At 71.3% G+C, this 18,222-nt stretch carries 16 protein-coding genes, 2 pseudogenes and 1 riboswitch; of the genes and pseudogenes, 14 read left to right on the top strand and 4 right to left on the bottom strand.

Annotated features, from left to right (window positions below):
- The first annotated feature begins 14 nt into the window (after positions 1-14).
- From hpnD to OG349_RS04965, 10 genes are all read left to right on the top strand, one after another.
- A complete protein-coding gene (gene hpnD, locus OG349_RS05010) occupies positions 15-935 on the top strand; it encodes a presqualene diphosphate synthase HpnD (RefSeq protein WP_327233425.1) in 921 nt (306 codons plus the stop codon).
- A 130-nt stretch (positions 936-1,065) separates the two neighbouring features.
- A complete protein-coding gene (gene hpnE, locus OG349_RS05005) occupies positions 1,066-2,454 on the top strand; it encodes a hydroxysqualene dehydroxylase HpnE (RefSeq protein WP_327233424.1) in 1,389 nt (462 codons plus the stop codon).
- Between the two features lie 53 nt (positions 2,455-2,507).
- Positions 2,508-3,566, top strand: a complete 1,059-nt coding sequence (locus tag OG349_RS05000; protein ID WP_327238451.1) for a polyprenyl synthetase family protein — start codon at positions 2,508-2,510, stop codon at positions 3,564-3,566.
- Between the two features lie 127 nt (positions 3,567-3,693).
- Positions 3,694-5,697 carry a squalene--hopene cyclase gene (gene shc / locus OG349_RS04995; protein WP_327233423.1) on the top strand — a complete coding sequence of 668 codons (2,004 nt, stop codon included), beginning with the start codon at positions 3,694-3,696 and terminating at the stop codon, positions 5,695-5,697.
- The gene (locus OG349_RS04990) at positions 5,697-6,329 is read left to right on the top strand and encodes a phosphorylase family protein (protein WP_327233422.1); all 633 of its coding nucleotides are present in this window, start codon (positions 5,697-5,699) and stop codon (positions 6,327-6,329) included. The genes shc and OG349_RS04990 overlap by 1 nt, the downstream gene beginning before the upstream one ends.
- A 5-nt stretch (positions 6,330-6,334) precedes the next feature.
- Complete coding sequence (hpnH, locus tag OG349_RS04985; RefSeq protein ID WP_327233421.1) at positions 6,335-7,354, top strand: adenosyl-hopene transferase HpnH; 1,020 nt, start codon at positions 6,335-6,337, stop codon at positions 7,352-7,354.
- Positions 7,355-7,470: 116 nt separating this feature from the next.
- On the top strand, positions 7,471-8,016 hold the full coding sequence (locus OG349_RS04980) for a 1-deoxy-D-xylulose-5-phosphate synthase N-terminal domain-containing protein (RefSeq protein ID WP_442806202.1): 546 nt from the start codon (positions 7,471-7,473) through the stop codon (positions 8,014-8,016).
- Positions 8,013-9,398 (top strand): aspartate aminotransferase family protein, encoded by a 1,386-nt coding sequence (locus OG349_RS04975; RefSeq protein WP_327233420.1) that lies wholly within the window; start codon positions 8,013-8,015, stop codon positions 9,396-9,398. Before OG349_RS04980 ends, OG349_RS04975 begins: the two co-directional genes overlap by 4 nt.
- 130 nt (positions 9,399-9,528) lie before the next feature.
- Positions 9,529-10,104, top strand: a complete 576-nt coding sequence (locus OG349_RS04970; protein ID WP_327238449.1) for a helix-turn-helix domain-containing protein — start codon at positions 9,529-9,531, stop codon at positions 10,102-10,104.
- Between the two features lie 47 nt (positions 10,105-10,151).
- Positions 10,152-10,274, top strand: a complete 123-nt coding sequence (locus tag OG349_RS04965; RefSeq protein ID WP_237530559.1) for a DUF6126 family protein — start codon at positions 10,152-10,154, stop codon at positions 10,272-10,274.
- Here the strand turns inward: OG349_RS04965 and OG349_RS04960 are convergent.
- The gene (locus tag OG349_RS04960; protein ID WP_327233419.1) at positions 10,271-11,083 is read right to left on the bottom strand and encodes a tyrosine-protein phosphatase; all 813 of its coding nucleotides are present in this window, start codon (positions 11,081-11,083) and stop codon (positions 10,271-10,273) included. The genes OG349_RS04965 and OG349_RS04960 overlap by 4 nt on opposite strands.
- 374 nt (positions 11,084-11,457) lie before the next feature.
- A riboswitch (cyclic di-AMP (ydaO/yuaA leader) is annotated at positions 11,458-11,621 on the top strand.
- A gap of 2 nt (positions 11,622-11,623) precedes the next feature.
- On the opposite strand from OG349_RS04960, the gene OG349_RS04955 reads away from it, so the two are divergent.
- From OG349_RS04955 to OG349_RS04940, 4 genes and pseudogenes are all read left to right on the top strand, one after another.
- The gene (locus OG349_RS04955) at positions 11,624-12,541 is read left to right on the top strand and encodes a M23 family metallopeptidase (RefSeq protein ID WP_327233418.1); all 918 of its coding nucleotides are present in this window, start codon (positions 11,624-11,626) and stop codon (positions 12,539-12,541) included.
- A 158-nt stretch (positions 12,542-12,699) separates the two neighbouring features.
- A pseudogene (locus OG349_RS04950) lies at positions 12,700-13,116 on the top strand (SGNH/GDSL hydrolase family protein); the annotation flags it as partial.
- 30 nt (positions 13,117-13,146) lie between these two features.
- Positions 13,147-14,529 carry an IS701 family transposase gene (locus OG349_RS04945; RefSeq protein WP_327233416.1) on the top strand — a complete coding sequence of 461 codons (1,383 nt, stop codon included), beginning with the start codon at positions 13,147-13,149 and terminating at the stop codon, positions 14,527-14,529.
- 21 nt (positions 14,530-14,550) lie between these two features.
- Positions 14,551-15,048: pseudogene (locus OG349_RS04940) on the top strand (GDSL-type esterase/lipase family protein); the annotation flags it as partial.
- A gap of 1 nt (position 15,049) precedes the next feature.
- On the opposite strand, the gene OG349_RS04935 reads toward OG349_RS04940, so the two are convergent.
- Genes OG349_RS04935 through OG349_RS04925 form a run of 3 tightly spaced genes read right to left on the bottom strand, consistent with a single transcriptional unit; the run spans position 15,050 to position 18,179 of the window.
- Positions 15,050-15,970, bottom strand: a complete 921-nt coding sequence (locus OG349_RS04935; RefSeq protein ID WP_327233415.1) for an STM4011 family radical SAM protein — start codon at positions 15,968-15,970, stop codon at positions 15,050-15,052.
- An 8-nt stretch (positions 15,971-15,978) separates the two neighbouring features.
- Positions 15,979-17,370: an STM4012 family radical SAM protein gene (locus OG349_RS04930; protein WP_327233414.1), complete on the bottom strand. Its 1,392-nt coding sequence runs from the start codon at positions 17,368-17,370 to the stop codon at positions 15,979-15,981.
- Entirely contained in the window at positions 17,367-18,179 is an 813-nt protein-coding gene (locus OG349_RS04925; RefSeq protein WP_327238448.1) for an STM4013/SEN3800 family hydrolase, read from the bottom strand. The genes OG349_RS04930 and OG349_RS04925 overlap by 4 nt, the downstream gene beginning before the upstream one ends.
- Positions 18,180-18,222: the final 43 nt, after the last annotated feature.

The following is an 18,222-nucleotide window of genomic DNA, read 5'->3' as shown; positions in this document are numbered from 1 at the left end:
AGGGACAGACGCCGATGTCCGCGCCGGTATTGGCGGCCTACAGCTACTGCGAGGCCGTCACAGGCCAGCAGGCCCGTAATTTCGCCTACGGCATCAGGCTGCTGCCGACCGACAAGCGGCAGGCCATGTCCGCGCTGTACGCCCTCTCCCGGCGGGTGGACGACATCGGCGACGGCACACTGGAACCGGCGGCCAAGCAGGCCAGGCTGGAGGACACCCGTGTGCTCCTGGACCGGATCAGGGAAGGCGCCGTCGACGAGGACGACACCGACCCCGTCGCCGTCGCGCTCGCCGACGCGGCCCGCCGTTTCCCCATCCCCGTCGACGGGCTCGACGAGCTGATCGACGGCGTCCTGATGGACGTCCGCGGCGAGACGTACGAGACCTGGGACCAGCTCAAGGTGTACTGCCGGTGTGTCGCGGGCGCCATCGGCCGGCTCTCGCTCGGCGTCTTCGGTACGTCCCCCGGCGCCCCGGGCGCCGAGCGCGCGTCCGAGTACGCCGACACGCTGGGCCTCGCCCTCCAGCTGACGAACATCCTCAGGGACGTACGCGAGGACGCGGGCAACGGCCGTACGTACCTGCCGTCCGACGACCTCGCCAAGTTCGGCTGCTCCGCGGGATTCCACAGCAACACCCCCGCCCCCGGGGCCGACTTCGCCGGACTGGTGCACTTCGAGGTCCGCCGCGCGCGGGCCCTGTTCGCCGAGGGCTACCGGCTGCTGCCGCTGCTCGACCGGCGCAGCGGCGCCTGTGTCGCCGCCATGGCCGGCATCTACCGCAGGCTCCTCGACCGCATCGAGCGCGACCCCGAGGCCGTGCTGCGCGGGCGTGTCTCCCTGCCGGGACACGAGAAGGCGTACGTGGCGGTCCGCGGCCTCTCGGGTCTCGACGCCAGGAACGTCACCCGGCAGACGGTCAGGAGGCGCGCATGACGTGCGACAACGCCCCGGAGGGCTCCCGGGCCGGTACGAGCGGCGCGCCGGCGCCGTCGGCCGGTCCTGCCGTGTCAACCATCCGCCGGTCTGACGCGTCCCTGACTGCGACACTCCGAGGGGGGCAGGCATGACCACAGCCGACGGCACGCGGTCCCGGCACGCGGTCGTGGTCGGCGCGGGACTCGCCGGGACCACCGCCGCGCTCCAGCTCGCCGACGCCGGACTGGACGTGACCCTGGTGGAAGGCCGGCCCCGGCTCGGCGGCCTCGCCTTCTCCTTCCGCCGCGGCGGACTCGACATCGACAACGGACAGCACGTGTACCTGCGCTGCTGCACCGCGTACCGCTGGTTCCTCGACCGGGTCGACGGCGCCGCGCTCGCCCCCCTCCAGGACCGCCTGGACGTACCCGTCCTGGACGTCGGCACGCCCGGCAGGCCGCGCCTCGGCCGGATCCGCCGCAACGGCCTGCCCGTACCGCTGCACCTCGCCGCCGGACTCGCCGCCTACCCGCACCTCTCCCTCGCCGAGCGCGCCTCCGTAGGACGCGCCGCGCTCGCCCTCAAGCGGCTCGATCCCGCCGACCCGGCGCTGGACGGGGTCGACTTCGGCACCTGGCTCGGCCGCCACGGCCAGTCGGCCCGGACGATCGAGGCGCTCTGGGACCTGGTGGGCGTCGCCACCCTCAACGCCACCGCGCCCAACGCCTCCCTCGGGCTCGCCGCGATGGTCTTCAAGACCGGACTGCTCTCCGAGCCCGGCGCCGCCGACATCGGCTGGGCGCACGTCCCCCTCGGCGAGCTGCACGACACGCTGGCCCGCAAGGCCCTGGACTCCGCCGGCGTACGGACACAGCTGCGCACCCGCGTCCACTCCGTCACCCGGGCGGAGAACGGCGGCTGGCACGTCGAGGTGGACGGCGAGCGGCTCGACGCGGACGCCGTCGTCCTCGCCGTACCCCAGCGCGAGGCCCACGCGCTGCTGCCCGAGGGCGCCCTCGACGACCCCGACCGGCTGCTCGACATCGGCACCGCGCCGATCCTGAACATCCACGTCGTCTACGACCGTAAGGTCCTGCGCCGGCCGTTCTTCGCCGCCCTCGGCAGCCCGGTCCAGTGGGTCTTCGACCGTACGGCCGCCTCCGGACTCCAGGAGGGCCAGTACCTGGCCCTCTCCCAGTCCGCGGCCGAGGACGAGATCGACACCCCCGTCTCCGCCCTGCGCACGCGCTATCTGCCCGAGCTGGAACGACTGCTTCCGGCGACCAGGGGCGCGGAGGTACGGGACTTCTTCGTCACCCGCGAGCGGACCGCCACCTTCGCCCCCACCCCGGGCGTGGGCCGGCTGCGGCCGGGGGCCCGTACCCACGCACCCGGCCTGTACCTGGCCGGCGCGTGGACCGCCACCGGCTGGCCCGCGACCATGGAGAGCGCGGTCAGGAGCGGCTTCAGCGCCGCCGGCGCGGCCCTGGCCGAGCTGGGCGCCCGCCACGCACACCCGCTGGAGGAGGCGGCATGAGCCCGAGCACCGCCCCCACGAGTACTGGAACAAGAGGAGAGACCGTGCCGACCGTGCCCCCGGCGAACCCGGCTGTCGACACCGCCGACGTCTACGCACTGCTGGAGCGCGGACGGAGCATGTCGACCCCCGTGCTGCGCGCCGCGGTCGACCGGCTCGCCCCGCCCATGGACACCGTCGCCGCCTACCACTTCGGCTGGATCGACGCCGAGGGCAGGCCCGCCGACGGCGACGGCGGCAAGGCCGTGCGCCCGGCGCTCGCGCTGCTCTCCGCCGAGGCCGCCGGCGCCCACCCCCGCACGGGCATCCCCGGCGCGGTCGCCGTGGAACTGGTCCACAACTTCTCGCTCCTTCACGACGACCTGATGGACGGCGACGAGCAGCGCCGCCACCGCGACACCGTCTGGAAGATGCACGGCCCCGCCCAGGCGATCCTCGTCGGCGACGCGCTCTTCGCGCTCGCCAACGAGGTGTTGCTGGAGCTGGGCACGGTGGAGGCGGGCCGCGCGACCCGCCGGCTGACCACCGCCAGCCGCAAACTGATCGACGGCCAGGCCCAGGACATCTCCTTCGAGCACCGCGAACGGGTCACCGTCGAGGAGTGCCTGGAGATGGAGGGCAACAAGACCGGCGCCCTGCTCGCCTGCGCCGCCTCCATCGGCGCGGTCCTCGGCGGCGCCGACGACCGGACGGCCGACACGCTGGAGGCGTACGGCCATCACCTCGGGCTCGCCTTCCAGGCCGTGGACGACCTGCTGGGCATCTGGGGCGACCCGGGGGCCACCGGCAAGCAGACCTGGAGCGACCTGCGCCAGCGCAAGAAGTCCCTGCCGGTCGTCGCCGCGCTCGCGGCGGGCGGTCCGGCGTCGGAACGGCTCGGCGAACTGCTCGCCGCCGACGCCAAGAGCAACGACTTCGAGCGTTTCTCGGAGGAGGAGTTCGCCACCAGGGCGGCACTGATCGAGGAGGCGGGCGGCCGGGAGTGGACCTCGCAGGAGGCCCGCAGGCAGCACACCGTCGCCATCGAGGCCCTGGACGGCGTGGACATGCCGCAACAGGTCAGGGCGCAGCTCACCGCACTCGCCGACTTCGTCGTCGTACGAAAGAGATGATCATTATTCCCATATGCCTCGCAGTCGCCGTCCACGGCCCCTAGGGCGCAGCCCTCGCGGCAGCCCGACCGGGCATGGACGACGGAGACCCCAGCACAGCAGAAGCACACTGCACGAAGGGGAAGCCATGACAGCGACGACCGACGGAAGCACCGGGGCCGTGGGACCCCGCGCAGCCGCGGCCAGTGAACCGACCGACACGACTACCGCCGCGGCGGGCGACCTCCTGGTGGCCGCCCGGCGGGCCACCGCACGATCCGTCGAGCACCTGCTCGGCCAACAGGACGCCCAGGGGTGGTGGAAGGGCGACCTGGAGACGAACGTCACCATGGACGCCGAGGATCTGCTGCTCCGTCAATTCCTCGGGGTCCAGGACCCGCGCACCACCGAGGCCGCGGGCCTGTTCATCCGAGGCCAGCAACGCGCGGACGGCACGTGGGCCACCTTCTACGGCGGCCCTCCCGAACTCTCCGCCACCATCGAGGCGTACGTGGCCCTGCGGCTCGCCGGGGACAGCCCGGACGACCCGCACATGAAACGCGCCGCCACCTGGGTACGGGAACAGGGCGGCATCGCCGCCGCCCGCGTCTTCACCCGGATCTGGCTGGCCCTCTTCGGCTGGTGGAAGTGGGACGACCTCCCCCAACTGCCCCCCGAACTGATCTTCTTCCCCAAGTGGTTCCCGCTCAACATCTACGACTTCGGCTGCTGGGCCCGGCAGACCATCGTGCCGCTCACCATCGTCTCGGCGAAGCGGCCCGTGCGGCCCGCTCCCTTCCCGCTCGACGAACTGCACACCGACGCCGGCGCCCCCAACCCCGTCAAACCGCTGGCATCGGTCGCCAGTTGGGACGGCATGTTCCAGCGGCTCGACAAGCTCCTGCACGCCTACCACAAGGTGGCGCCACGCCGCGTACGCAGGACCGCGATGAACGCGGCCGCCCGCTGGATCATCGAGCGGCAGGAGAACGACGGTGCCTGGGGCGGGATCCAGCCGCCCGCCGTCTACTCCGTGATCGCCCTGCACCTCCTCGGCTACGACCTGGACCACCCGATCATGCGCGCGGGCCTGGAATCGCTCGACCGGTTCGCCGTGTGGCGCGAGGACGGCGCGCGGATGATCGAGGCCTGTCAGTCCCCGGTCTGGGACACCTGCCTGGCCACCATCGCCCTCGCCGACGCGGGCCTGAGCCCCGACCACCCGGCGCTGGTCAAGGCCGCCGACTGGATGATCGCCGAGGAGATCTCCCGGCCGGGGGACTGGGCCGTACGCAGACCCGAACTCGCCCCCGGCGGCTGGGCCTTCGAGTTCCACAACGACAACTACCCGGACATCGACGACACCGCCGAGGTGATCCTGGCGCTGCGCCGGGTCAGACACCCGGCGCCCGCGCGGCTCGACGCGGCCGTCGAGCGCGGTACCCGGTGGACGCTCGGCATGCAGTCCAGGAACGGGGCGTGGGCGGCGTTCGACGCCGACAACACCAGCCCGTTCCCCAACCGGATGCCGTTCTGCGACTTCGGTGAGGTCATCGACCCGCCGTCCGCCGACGTCACCGCGCACGTCGTGGAGATGCTGGCGTACGAGGGCATGGCCCAACACCCCGACACCCGCAGGGGCATCGAGTGGCTCCTCGCGGAACAGGAAGCCTCCGGCGCCTGGTTCGGCCGCTGGGGCGTCAACTACGTCTACGGCACCGGCTCGGTGGTGCCCGCCCTGACCGCCGCCGGGCTGCCGGTCACCCACCCCGCGATCCGCCGGGCCGTCCGCTGGCTCGAATCCGTGCAGAACGACGACGGAGGCTGGGGCGAGGACCTGCGCTCGTACCGCGAGGAGAAGTGGATCGGGCACGGTGCCTCCACCGCCTCCCAGACCGCGTGGGCGCTGCTGGCGCTCCTCGCGGCCGGCGGGCGGGAGAGCGCGGCCGTCGAGCGGGGTGTCGCCTGGCTCGCCGAGACCCAGCGCGAGGACGGTTCGTGGGACGAGCCGTACTTCACCGGTACCGGCTTCCCGTGGGACTTCTCCATCAACTACCACCTCTACCGGCAGGTCTTCCCGCTCACGGCTCTCGGCCGGTACGTCAACGGGGAGCCCCTGGCCAGCGGCGCGATCAGCCGCAAGGGGAGCTGATGGAAGAGCCCTTCGGTCTGCTGATCGCCTGCGCCCTGGGCATCGAGCGGTTCGCGCTGCGCAGCGCGGGACGCGCCGACGCGGCCGGTCCTGTGACCGTCCTGCGGACGGGCATGGGACCCAAGAACGCCGAGCACGCGGTGGCGCGCGCGCTCGGCGAGGCCAGGCACAGGGACGCGGCCGTCATCGCGTCCGGCTTCTGTGCCGGCCTCGCCCCGGGGATGAACCCCGGGGACCTGATCGTCGCCGACGAGACCCGGGGAGCCGGTGGCTCCACGCCCTGTACGGCCACCGAGCTGCTCGTCGAGGCGCTGACACGCGCAGTACCGGGACACGCGGTCCACACCGGACCGCTGACCGGCTCCGATCATGTGGTGCGCGGCGAGGAGCGGGTCGCGCTGCGCGCCACCGGGGCGGTCGCGGTGGACATGGAGTCCGCCACGACACTCCGTACCGCTCTGCGTGCCGGGCCCCGGCCGGTTGCGGCCGTCCGGGTGGTCGTGGACGCCCCGGAGCACGAGCTCGTCCGTATCGGCACGGTGCGCGGTGGAATATCAGCTTTCCGTGTTCTTCGTGCCGTCCTTCCAGCTTTTTATGAATGGCACCGTTCTTTGCTGCTCCCCAGGAGGTGAGCTAGATGGCCATGCCGCTTCGCCAGACCATCAGGGTCGGGACTTATCTGGCTGAACAGAAGCTCAGAAAGCGGGAGAAGTTCCCGCTCATCGTCGAGCTCGAACCACTGTTCGCCTGCAATCTGGCCTGTGAGGGCTGCGGCAAGATCCAGCACCCGGCCGGCGTGCTGAAGCAGCGGATGCCCGTTGCCCAGGCGGTCGGCGCGGTGCTGGAGTCAGGGGCGCCGATGGTCTCCATCGCCGGCGGCGAGCCGCTGATGCACCCACAGATCGACGAGATCGTCCGGCAGCTGGTGGCCAAGAAGAAGTACGTCTTCCTGTGCACCAACGCGATGCTGATGCGCAAGAAGCTCGACAAGTTCACCCCGTCGCCGTACTTCGCGTTCGCCGTGCACATCGACGGGCTGCGGGAGCGGCACGACGAGTCCGTCGCGAAGGAGGGGGTGTTCGACGAGGCGGTGGCGGCCATCAAGGCGGCCAAGGCGGCCGGTTTCCGGGTGACCACCAACTCGACCTTCTTCAACACCGACACCCCGCAGACCATCATCGAGGTGCTCAACTACCTCAATGACGACCTGAAGGTGGACGAGATGATGATCTCGCCCGCCTACGCCTACGAGAAGGCCCCCGACCAGGAGCACTTCCTGGGTGTCGAACAGACGCGGGAGCTGTTCAAGAAGGCGTTCTCCGGCGGCAACCGCAGGCGCTGGCGCCTCAACCACTCGCCGCTCTTCCTGGACTTCCTCGAAGGCAAGGCCGACTTCCCCTGCACGGCCTGGGCCATCCCGAACTACTCGCTCTTCGGCTGGCAGCGCCCCTGCTACCTGATGAGCGACGGGTACGTGCCGACGTACCGGCAGCTGATCGAGGAGACCGACTGGGACAAGTACGGGCGCGGCAAGGACCCCCGGTGCGCCAACTGCATGGCGCACTGCGGCTACGAGCCGACGGCCGTCCTCGCCACCATGGGATCCCTCAAGGAATCCCTGCGGGCGGTCCGCGAGACGGTCGGCGGCACCCGCTGACGGTCACGGGAGCGCACTGACGGAACGCCCCGCCCACCGCCGCCGGCCCGTCCGGCGGCGGTGGGCGGGGCACCGCGCCGTGGTGGGCCGAGAAGCAGGGGAGAGGGGGCTCGATCGTGTCGATCTTGGAAGGGATCCGGGGGCCGCACGACCTCAAGGCACTGACAGCGGGACAGCTCGGCGAAAAACTCCTGACCGGCCGGCAGGACTTCTCCGAACTGCGCGGCAAGGGCGGGCTGTCCGGCTACCCCTCCCGCGCGGAGTCCGACCACGACGTCATCGAGAACTCGCACGCCTCCACCGTGCTCGGCTGGGCGGACGGCCCGGCCCAGGCACGGGACGTCCTGCGGCACGACCACCATGTCGTGGGGATGGACGTCCTGCCCCGCGCGCACGACGCCGAGGTGCTGGTCGTCTCCGTCGGGGCGCTCGCCCCGTGCCTCGCGGCGGCCGACCTCCTCGCGGAACGCGGTATCCCCTGCACCGTGGTCGACCCCCGGTGGGTCAAGCCCGTCGACGTACCCCTGCGGGGGATCGGCATCCCGGAACAGTTCCTCCCCCACGCCAAGCGCAGTGAGGTGCTGGCCGACCTCGGCCGCACACCGGTGGAGATCGCAGGACGGATCAGCGCCGCCCTGGCACACAAGGAGAACAGCGAATGACCAAGGGCTTCGACCTGACACGGCTGCTCGCGGAGCGCGGCGCCGAGCGGTACGACCTGCACACGAAGCACCTCAACCACCAACTCCCGCGCATGCTCCACACCATCGGCTTCGACCGCGTCTACGAACGGGCCGAGGGCGCCTATTTCTGGGACGCGGACGGCAACGACTACCTGGACATGCTCGCCGGGTTCGGTGTGATGGGGCTCGGGCGCCACCACCCCGTCGTACGGAAGGCGCTGCACGACGTCCTCGACGCCTCGCTCGCCGACCTCACCCGCTTCGACTGCCAGCCGCTGCCCGGCCTGCTCGCCGAGAAGCTGCTGGCCCACAGCCCGCACCTGGACCGGGTGTTCTTCGGCAACAGCGGTACGGAAGCGGTCGAGACGGCGCTCAAGTTCGCGCGGTACGCCACCGGCCGCCCCAGGATCCTGTACTGCTCCCACGCCTTCCACGGGCTGACCACCGGCTCGCTGTCCGTCAACGGCGAGGACGGCTTCCGGGACGGCTTCGCGCCGCTGCTGCCCGACACGGCGATCGAGATGGGCGACCTCGACGCGCTGGAGCGCGAGCTGAAGCGCGGCGACGTCGCCGGGTTCGTGATCGAACCGATCCAGGGCAAGGGGGTGTACGCGGCGCCGCCCGGCTTCCTGCGCGGCGCGCAGGAGCTGCTGCGCCGCCACAAGAGCCTGCTCATCGTGGACGAGGTGCAGACCGGCCTCGGCAGGACCGGTGACTTCTACGCGTACCAGCACGAGGACGGGGTCGAGCCCGACCTCATCTGTGTGGCCAAGGCCCTGTCCGGCGGCTATGTGCCCGTCGGCGCGACCCTCGGCCGGGACTGGATCTTCAAGAAGGTCTACTCGTCGATGGACCGGGTGCTGGTCCACTCGGCGAGCTTCGGCTCCAACGCGCAGGCGATGGCGGCGGGCCTGGCCGTCCTGTCGGTGATCGAGGACGAGCAGATCGTCGCCAACGCGCGGGTCACCGGCGATCTCCTCAGGACGCGGCTGGCGGCGCTCGTGGACCGCTACGAACTGCTGCACGACGTGCGCGGGCGCGGGCTGATGATCGGGATCGAGTTCGGCCGGCCGAACTCGATCAAGCTGCGGGGGCGCTGGACCATGCTCCAGGCCGCCCGCAAGGGGCTCTTCGCCCAGATGGTGGTCGTACCGCTGCTCCAGAAGCACCGGATCCTCACGCAGGTCTCCGGTGACCACCTGGAAGTGATCAAGCTGATTCCGCCGCTGACGATCGGCGAGCGGGAGGTCGAGCGCTTCGTGGACGCCTTCACGGCCGTGATGGACGACGCGCACGGTGGCGGCGGGCTCATGTGGGACTTCGGCAGGACGCTCGTGAAGCAGGCCGTCGCGAACCGGTAGTCATCGGCGGTGGCTGTGCTTTTGCCTCGGAGGCAAAAAAGTTGCCTCCGAGGCACGTCCCTGGCGCAATAGAGGCATGAACACGCCTGAGGACGCGGTTCCGGGCCGGTCCGGCGCGCTGCCGGACATCATGCCGGACACCCTGCCGGAAACGCTCCCCGATGTCGCGCCGCGCCTGCGCGAGCTGCGCCGCGACCGCCGGCTCACGCTGGAGACCGTCGCCGCGCGGGCGGGTCTGTCACCCGCCCACCTCTCCCGGCTGGAGACCGGCCGGCGCCAGCCCTCGCTGCCGATGCTGCTGGCCCTGGCCCGCATCTACGGCACGACGGTCGCCGACCTGCTCGGCGAGGCGCCCGCCGAACGTGATCCCGTCATCCGCGCGGGGCGCCAGGAGCCGGTCGAGGCCGACGGCTGGACGTACCACCGCGCGGGCGGCTCCGGCCGGGCCATGCAGCCGCTGCGGGTCGTGGTGCCGTACGGGGCGCAGGGCGATCTCGTACGCGTGCACCCCGGGGAGGAGTGGCTCTACGTCCTCGGCGGGCGGCTGCGGCTGGGCCTCGGGGACGCGGTGCACCTCCTCGGGCCCGGGGACAGCGCGCACTTCGACTCGCTCACCCCGCACCGGCTCGCCGCCGCGGACGCCGGCGGGACCGAGCTGCTGTTCGTCCACACCCTGCTCCAGAGCCCCGCCGCCGATCTCCACTGACAGCCTCGCCGATCTCCACCGACAGCCTTCGAGAAAGGTTCGACGCCATGCCGGAGAACAAGAAGAACCGCACCCTGCCCCGGGGGCTGGTCATCCGCCTCTTCGCCTACCTGATCGCGGGACACCTCTTCGCAGGCTTCCTCTACCTGCTGTTCAGCGTCGGCTCCTAGGGCGCGTCCAGCAGGCCCTCGCGCAGCCTTTCGCGGGTCTCCGGGGAGAGCCCGAGGCCCTCGGAGAGGTAGCGGTCGGTGGAGCCCCAGGTGGTCGTGATCGTGTCGAAGGCCGCTTCGAGGTACGCGGCGCGCGCGTCGAAGAGCGGACCGAGCAGCTCCATCACCTCCGCGGACATCCCGGCGGGCGAGGTGTCGCTGCGGCGGACCTTGTAGCGGCGGCTCGGCTCGTTCGACTTGAGGTAGTCCTCCTCGATCGCGTCCCGCTCCACACCGACCGCGAGCAGCGACACCGCGACGGACAGGCCGGCGCGGTCCTTGCCGGCCGCGCAGTGCATCAGCGCGGGGACGTTGTTGTCGGCGAGCGCGTGCAGGACCCTGCTGTGCTCGGCGGTACGGTCCCTGATGATCGTGCGGTACGAATCGATCATGCGGGCCACCGCCTTCCCGTCCGCGAGAAGCGAGCGCAGCTGGCCGAGGTCGCCGTCGCGGACCATCCGCCAGAACTCGGCGCCGTCCGCCGGGTCCGTGAGCGGGATGTTCACGTTCCGTACGCCGGGCAGCTCGATGTCCTCCCCGTCCAGGCGTACGTCGGCCGCGTTGCGGAAGTCGAAGACCGTGTGCAGGCCCAGCGACGCGAGGTGGGCGGCGTCCGCCGGGGTGGCCCCCGCGAGGTGCCCGCTGCGGTAGAGCCGCCCGTACCGGACCTTCCTGCCGTCCGTGGTCGGCAGCCCGCCCACGTCGCGGAAGTTGCGTACCCCGGTCAGCTCCGGCTCGACCGGTGGCACGTGCGGCAGATTCTGGGTCACGGGCTGCTCCTCCGTGTCTGCCGTCGGCGCGGCTCGCCGACGATGTCGACTGCGACCCTACGACATGGGCCCTTGGGCAATTGGTGAGATCTGTCCGTATTGAGGCATTGCGCCTAACCTGCCCCGATCGAGGGGGAGATGGTCCTCGGCTCGTGAGCAGGATCATATCCGTGACGGTGCGTGGCGGTGACGGAAAACGGAATTGCGTTGTCAGAAGGAAAGCGAAGATCGCATATCCACGCAGGGTGACCGGAAAGGCCGGAAGATATCGGAGCGTGCACGAATGCGAGGTACCGGTGGCTTGTACCGGCCGTCCGCGTCGGCTTACGTTCACCCTCAATCCGAGCGGAACGCCTAATCCTGCCGCCGCCCGGAATTCGTACCCACCCACCATCCACGCGTGGCAGGAGCGGGGGACCCAGGTAGTACGCCGTTCCGTTTCCGCGGACGGCTCGGGGTGAAGTCGCGCGGCAACCGCGACCGGGCATCTCCAGCCCGAACCCGACAGCTCACCTCGTAGGCGCCGGAGAGGAATTCGCCATGCCCGCCAAGGGTAAGCACCGCCGTCCCAAGAGCAACCCGATCACCCGCGGATTTGTCCTGGCCGGAACGGGCGGAGCCGCAGTCGTGCTTCCGCTCATCGGCGCCACCGGGGCGCACGCCGCACCGGCCGCCGCCGCCGGATCCGTCACCGCGTCCGCCACGTCCGCCGTCCACGCCGCTCCCGCGTCCGTGACGCGGGCCGCCGCCGCCAGGACCGCCGCGACCTACCGCGTGGTCTCCGGCGACTCCCTGTCGAAGATCGCCAAGAAGAAGAAGGTCGCGGGCGGCTGGAAGAAGCTTTACGCGGACAACAAGCGCGTCATCGGCTCCGACCCGTCGCTGATCCACCCCGGCCAGACGCTGACCCTCGGCGCCAAGGCCCCCGCGGCCGACCGCGCCAAGGCCCCCACCACGGCATCCCGCTCCGCCGAGCGCACCGCGCCCAAGAAGGCCGCGCCGGTGAAGAAGGCCGCGCCCGTGAAGAAGGCGGCCCCGGCCGTGAAGGCGTCCGCCTTCACGCTGCCGGTCTCCGGCATCGCCATCGGCACGCCGTACCACGCCTCGGGCAGCAACTGGTCGAGCGGCTACCACACCGGCGTGGACTTCCTGGCGCCCTCGGGCACCGTGGTGAAGGCCGTCGGCGCGGGCACCGTCGTGAGCGCCGGTGACGGCGGCTCGTACGGCAACCAGGTCGTCATCCGGCACGCGGACGGGATGTACTCGCAGTACGCGCACCTGTCCTCGATCGCCGTCTCCGCCGGACAGACCGTCAGCGAGGGCCAGCAGCTGGGCCTCTCCGGCGCCACCGGCAACGTGACAGGCCCGCACCTGCACTTCGAGATCCGTACCGGTCCCGACTACGGCTCGGACGTCGACCCGCTGGCCTTCCTGCGCCAGCAGGGCGTCGTCATCTGATCCCTTCCGGGCTCTCTTCGGCCCCGCTCCGGTGATTCCTTTTCGCCGGGCGGGGCTATTCCCGTTTGGGCCAAACTTGACCGATGGCATATCTCACCCTGCGTCAATCTCTCCTTACGGTCGCGTAGGTCACATCCCCGGGTGAATGATGTGCTGCTGTGGCTGACGATTCGAGAACGAGAAGACGTGGCACATTCGGGTCGTACGCAGCGCTCGGTGACAGTTTCACGGAGGGCGTGGGGGATCCGGGGCCTGACGGGACGTATGTGGGCTGGGCGGACCGGCTCGCCGTTCTGCTCGCGGACCAACTCCCGGTGCCCGGCGAGGGGGAAAAGAACGAGCAGGGAAAGGCCGCCGACACCGTTCACGGCGATTTCCGGTACGCGAATCTCGCGATACGGGGCCGGCTGCTCGACCACATCGTCGAGGAACAGATTCCGCGGGCCCGTGAACTCGCCCCGGACCTGGTGACCTTCTGCGCGGGCGGCAACGACATCATCCGGCCCGGCTCCGACACGGCAGCCGTAGTTCCGGCGTCTGGGCTGGTCAGCGCGCTGAGGGGCTGGGTGCGGGCATGGGTGCGGCCACCGCGATCATGAACGTTTGTGACGACGTATCAAGAGACGGTGGCCGCGGAGGCCACGATAGCCGAGCAGGCGTGGGCCGAGACGTTCGGGAGGGCGATGGCTGCGGTCGCGGGCTGTTTCGCGCGGCGCGAGACGCGAGCGACTATGGCGGAGCTGGTCGCGGGGCTGCTGATGGAGGTGGACACGCGCAACTGCTGGACGCTCGGGCAGGCGCTGGGGCACCCGGGTCCGCACCGGCTGCAGCACCTGCTCTCCCGGGCCCGGTTCGACCACGAACGGGCACGGGAGGAGATCGCCCGCCTGGTGGCCGGTGAACTCGCGGGCCAGGAAGTGGTGTTGGTGGCCGACGAGACAGGGGATGCGAAGTCCTCCACAGACTGCGTGGGGGCCGGCCCGCAGTACTCCGGTGCGCTCGGCGGCGTCGGCCTGTGCCAGGTGGCGGTGCATCTGGCGGCGGTCACCGCAACCATGAAGGTGATCGTGGACCGGGCCCTGTACCTCCCGGCGGACTGGGCCGCGGACGAGGAGCGCCGCGAGGTGGCCGGGGTCCCGGAGGAGGTCGTGTTCGCGACGAAACCACAGCAGGCGCTGTCCATGGTGACCGGCGTGCTCGCGTCCGGTCTCGATGCCCGATGGTTCGCAGGCGACGAGGTGTACTGCGGTCGTGAACTGCGCCGGGGAATAAGGGCGTTGGGCCTGGGCTACACAGTCGGTATCGCCGCGACCTACCAGGTCACCGACGGGGCCGGCCACCGGTGGGAGGCCCGCAAGCTGATCAACAAGGTGCGGCCCGAGCAATGGCTGCGCCGGCGGACAGGGCACGGCGCGAAGGGCACCCGCGAGTACGACTGGGCCTGGCTCGAGGTCCGCCCCGACGACACTCCCGGCGGGAACGGGAACGGGAACGGAAACGGGAACGCGGCTGGGGCTGGGGCTGGGGCTGGCACGAGTGTGCTGGTCGCACGGCGGCACCGCTACACCGGCGAGGTGTCCTACTTCCGCTGCTGGGCACCCGGCGACGTCCCGCTCGGCACGCTGGTGGAAGTGATCTGCCGGAGGTGGCGGATCGAGGAGACCTTCCAACTCGCCAAGGGCTTCACCGGACTCGACCAGGGCCAGGTGACCTGCTGGAACTCCTGGATGCGCTGGTCACTGTTCTCCCTGATCGCCGCCGCCGTCCTCGCCCTCACGGCCGCAGCTGTCCATGATGGCTCCGAGCGGCAGCCCAGACTCGTCCCGCTGACCTGTCCCGAGCTCATCCGTCTCCTGCGGGCCATCGTGCTGTCACCACCCGCCCGCGACCGTGACCACGTCCTGCACTGGACCGCCTGGAGACGCCATCACCAAGCCGTCGCAACCGCCTGCCACCAGCAACGACACCGCCGCCACGACCAGCCGTGATCAAGAACTACAGCTGCCGTGTCCGACCCCGACGACGTCGCCGAGCGCTTCGAGCGGGCCGTCGCCGACCTGTCCTGCGCGGTCGGCACGGTCATGGTGACCACCGGCTTCGACCCCAGGAACGTCCCGGTGCTGCGGCATCTGCGCGGAAAGATCGCCACGTACACCGCGCATGTCCGGTCCATCGCCGACCGGTACGACTGCCCGGTCCTCGACCTGTGGTCGCTCAGGTCCGTCCAGGACCGGCGGGCCTGGGACAGCGACCGCCTCCATCTGTCACCCGAGGGTCACACCCGGGTCGCGCTGCGCGCGGGGCAGGTGCTCGGCCTCGACGTGCCCGCCGACCCGGACCAGCCGTGGCCGCCGCAGGCGCCGCGCGGCACGTTCGAGGTGCGGCGCGACGACATCCACTGGGCCAGGGAGCATCTGGTGCCCTGGATCGGGCGGCGGCTGCGCGGCGAGTCCTCCGGTGATCACGTGGCGGCCAAGCGTCCTGATCTGCTGCCGCTCAAGTGCTGATTCACCTTGAGGGGGAGGGGGAGGGGGAGGGGGACGGGGATATGGACAGGGACACCGGTACGGGGGCGGCCTGTGCGGTGCGGTCGGCCGGGACGCGCTCCAGGACCCCGCCCGCGAACACGTCGTACAACGGCAGTGTCTCCAGGTGCACATAGCCGATGTGGCAGTCGCACACGGCGAGCGGACAGCCCCGGGGGCCGAGGGCCGCCCGGTACGAACCGTCGTACAGGTTGCCCAGCTCGGCGCGGACGAAGTGGCAGCGCCGTACCGTACCGTCGCCGTCCACGGAGATCACCGACTCGCCCGTGCGGCAGGGCAGTCCGGCCGAGCGGTGCGGATGGCGGCTGTACGGGAACAGCGGGTCGAGGTCCGTCCATAGGGCGGCCTCCTCGTCGCCGTACGTGTGCCCCTCGGCCGCGTTGATCCAGAGATAGACGTGCTCCGGCAGCTCCGCGCGGAGCCGGCGCGCGTGCTCCAGGTGTTCGGGCAGGCCGACCACGCCGACGCTGAACCGCACGCCACGGGCGGCCAGATCACGGCACTTGGCGAGGAAACGGTCGTACGGCGTCTGTCCCGGGTGGTAGGTGCACCAGAGGGCGAGCGTCTCCGGATCGGCGTCCGCCAGCCAGTCGGTGCGGCAGCTCAGGTTCGTCTGGACGGCCACCCGGCGGATGTGCGGCAGATGGGACAGCTCGGTGAGCGTGCGCCGGTACCAGGACCGGACCAGGCTCTCGCCCCAGGGGGTGAAGAGCACCGACAGCCGGTCGTCCGTGGGCTCCGAGGCCCAGGCGGCGAACCGGGCGAGGGCGGTCCGGTCGGCGCGCAGTTGCTCCCGGCTGTCCCGCCGCTTGGCGAACGGGCAGTAGGGGCAGTCGTAGTCGCAGGACGCGAGGGGGCCGCGGTAGAGGATCGTCAGGTCCATCGCGGGCCTCATTTCACCGCGTACGCGGCCATGGCGGCCCGTACGGCGGGGGAGAAGAGCGCGGGGCCCAGGGCGTCGGAGTGCGCGAGCCCTTCGGGGGAGAGCCGCAGCAGGCCGGGGCCCGTACGGGCGTCGAGCCAGCCGTACGCCTCGAACCGGGCCAGTTCTGCGGGGAAGTCGTCGGCGGGGCAGCTGCCGAACCGCGCGCGGTAGTCGGCCGTCTCCATGCCCTGGGCCTGGAGGAGCGACTGGAGCAGGTGGCGGCGGCGGGCCTCGTCGCCGTCGCCGTCCATGCGGTGGCCCACCAGGGCGCGGGAGAAGTCCTGGGTCTCCGTGTAGGTGTCGATGATGGTCCGGATCTCGCGCATCTCGACCGCGTAGTCGAAGGAGTAGTGCAGCCGCGAGGTGTACGAACGGGCGCCGCAGCCCAGGCCGATCATGCCGTCCGTCTGGCAGGCGTGGTCGTCCGGCCCCTGCGCGGGGGACCCCGGCCGGCGGAACATCCGCATCGACACCTGCTCGTACCCCTCGGCGAGGAGATGGTCACGGCCCTGCCGGTAGAGGCGCAGCCGCCGCTCGTCCCATGCGCTGTCGGTCTCCCGGTGGCCACCGTCCCCGCCCGTCCTGCCGAGGCCGGTGAGCGGGCGCACGTACAGCGGATAGAGATACAGCTCCTCGGGGAGCCAGGCGAGCGCGGCGTCCAGGGAATGGCGCCAGGACCGCTCGGTCTGGCCGTCGATGCCGTAGATCAGGTCGATGTTGAGGACCGGGATCCGGGCGTCCCTGATCCGGCCGAGCGCCGCCTCGACCTCGGCGCGGCGCTGCGGTCGCACCGCCGCTCGCGCCTCCGCGTCGACGAAGCTCTGCACGCCGATGCTCAGCCGGGTGGCGCCCCGGTCGGCGAGGACGGCCAGCCGGTCGGCGGTGGCCGTCGACGGGGACGTCTCGACCGAGAGCGGAACAGCCCGCAGATCGGCGCCCGTCCGCTTCTCCGCGATGTCGCACAGCCGCTCCAGCTCACCCGCGTCGAGGAAGGTGGGGGTGCCGCCGCCGAACGCGGCGGCGGCGAACCGCAGCGGCTCGCTGTCGCCCAGCGCGTCCCGTACGGCGACCGCCTGCCGGTCCAGCGCGTCGAGGTAACGGGTGGTCAGTTCGCCGGGTGCGCCGATCCGCGTGAAGAGATTGCAGAAGCCGCACCGCACCTCGCAGAACGGGATGTGGAGATAGAGGGAGAGCGCGTCCTTGCGCTCGCCCGCCCATTCGTCGGCCAGTGCGGGGCGGTCGGGAAGCTCGCGGTACGCCGTCTTGTGCGGGTAGGCGTAGACGTAACTCTCGTACGGACGAGGGCGGTGCCGGTCGGTCGGTGGGTACTGGTCGGGTAGTCGGTGCTGATCGGTCATGAGAGGGCCCCCGGTTCCAGGAAGAAATGGGCGTACGGCACGGTCCAGACGCTGTCGTGGCCCAGCCGGTGTCCGGTCCAGCCGTCGTCGCCGTACGCCGTGCCGTGGTCGGAACAGACGATCGTGAAGCACCGGCGGCGGCTGCTCGCGGCGGCGAAGAGCCGCCCGATGTGCCGGTCGACGTATTCGAGGGCAGCCGCGTGGGTGGCGCGCGAGTCGCCCGCCTCGCGGGTGGCGCCGGGCAGATGGAACCAGTTGGGCTGGTGCAGCGCCGCGACGTTCACGAACAGGAACAGCCGCCGCTCGGCCGGCAGGGCCGCGACCACCTCCTCCGCCCGGGCGGCCTGCGCCTCGAACGAGGTGGGGGAGGGCACGCCGAACTCCGGCTCCCAGTGACTCTCCTGGAACAGGCCGGGGAGGACCGAACCGAGCGCGCCCCGCCGGTTGAAGAACCCGACCCCGCCCACGCACACCGTGCGGTAGCCGGCGGCGGCCAGGCCCGAGACCAGGTCCGGGGTGTCGAAGACGAAGGTCCGGCCCGCGGTGGACTCACTGCCCGCGAAGCGCGCGGCGAACAGCCGTGGGTGCGGGCCGGGGGACGCGGGGGTGGGCAGGAACCCGGCGAACATCGCCTGGTGCGAGGCATAGGTGAAACTGCCCGGCGCGTGCCTCTTCTCCCAGCGCCCGGCGGGGAGGTGGCGCGCGAGATGCGGGATCCGGCCCGCCGCGGCCAGCTCTTGCGCCACGTCGAAGCGCAGGGTGTCGAGGGTGACGAGGAGCAGGTCGTCCCGGCCCACGACGTCGTTCATGTCGGGATTCACGTCGGGGTCGAGGTGGGGATTCATGTCGGGG

It is taken from the genome of Streptomyces sp. NBC_01317 (genome assembly GCF_035961655.1).
GTDB lineage: Bacteria > Actinomycetota > Actinomycetes > Streptomycetales > Streptomycetaceae > Streptomyces.
Note: the sequence above shows the minus strand (reverse complement) of the source record. Positions and strands in the feature narration are given on the sequence as shown.

Coding starts and splice junctions, on each gene's coding strand:
- hpnD (WP_327233425.1), top strand. CDS start 15: ATGTCCGCGCCGGTATTGGCGGCCTACAGCTACTGCGAGGCCGTCACA.
- hpnE (WP_327233424.1), top strand. CDS start 1,066: ATGACCACAGCCGACGGCACGCGGTCCCGGCACGCGGTCGTGGTCGGC.
- shc (WP_327233423.1), top strand. CDS start 3,694: ATGACAGCGACGACCGACGGAAGCACCGGGGCCGTGGGACCCCGCGCA.
- OG349_RS04990 (WP_327233422.1), top strand. CDS start 5,697: ATGGAAGAGCCCTTCGGTCTGCTGATCGCCTGCGCCCTGGGCATCGAG.
- hpnH (WP_327233421.1), top strand. CDS start 6,335: ATGGCCATGCCGCTTCGCCAGACCATCAGGGTCGGGACTTATCTGGCT.
- OG349_RS04975 (WP_327233420.1), top strand. CDS start 8,013: ATGACCAAGGGCTTCGACCTGACACGGCTGCTCGCGGAGCGCGGCGCC.
- OG349_RS04970 (WP_327238449.1), top strand. CDS start 9,529: ATGCCGGACACCCTGCCGGAAACGCTCCCCGATGTCGCGCCGCGCCTG.
- OG349_RS04965 (WP_237530559.1), top strand. CDS start 10,152: ATGCCGGAGAACAAGAAGAACCGCACCCTGCCCCGGGGGCTGGTCATC.
- OG349_RS04955 (WP_327233418.1), top strand. CDS start 11,624: ATGCCCGCCAAGGGTAAGCACCGCCGTCCCAAGAGCAACCCGATCACC.
- OG349_RS04935 (WP_327233415.1), bottom strand. CDS start 15,970: ATGGACCTGACGATCCTCTACCGCGGCCCCCTCGCGTCCTGCGACTAC.
- OG349_RS04930 (WP_327233414.1), bottom strand. CDS start 17,370: ATGACCGATCAGCACCGACTACCCGACCAGTACCCACCGACCGACCGG.
- OG349_RS04925 (WP_327238448.1), bottom strand. CDS start 18,179: ATGAACGACGTCGTGGGCCGGGACGACCTGCTCCTCGTCACCCTCGAC.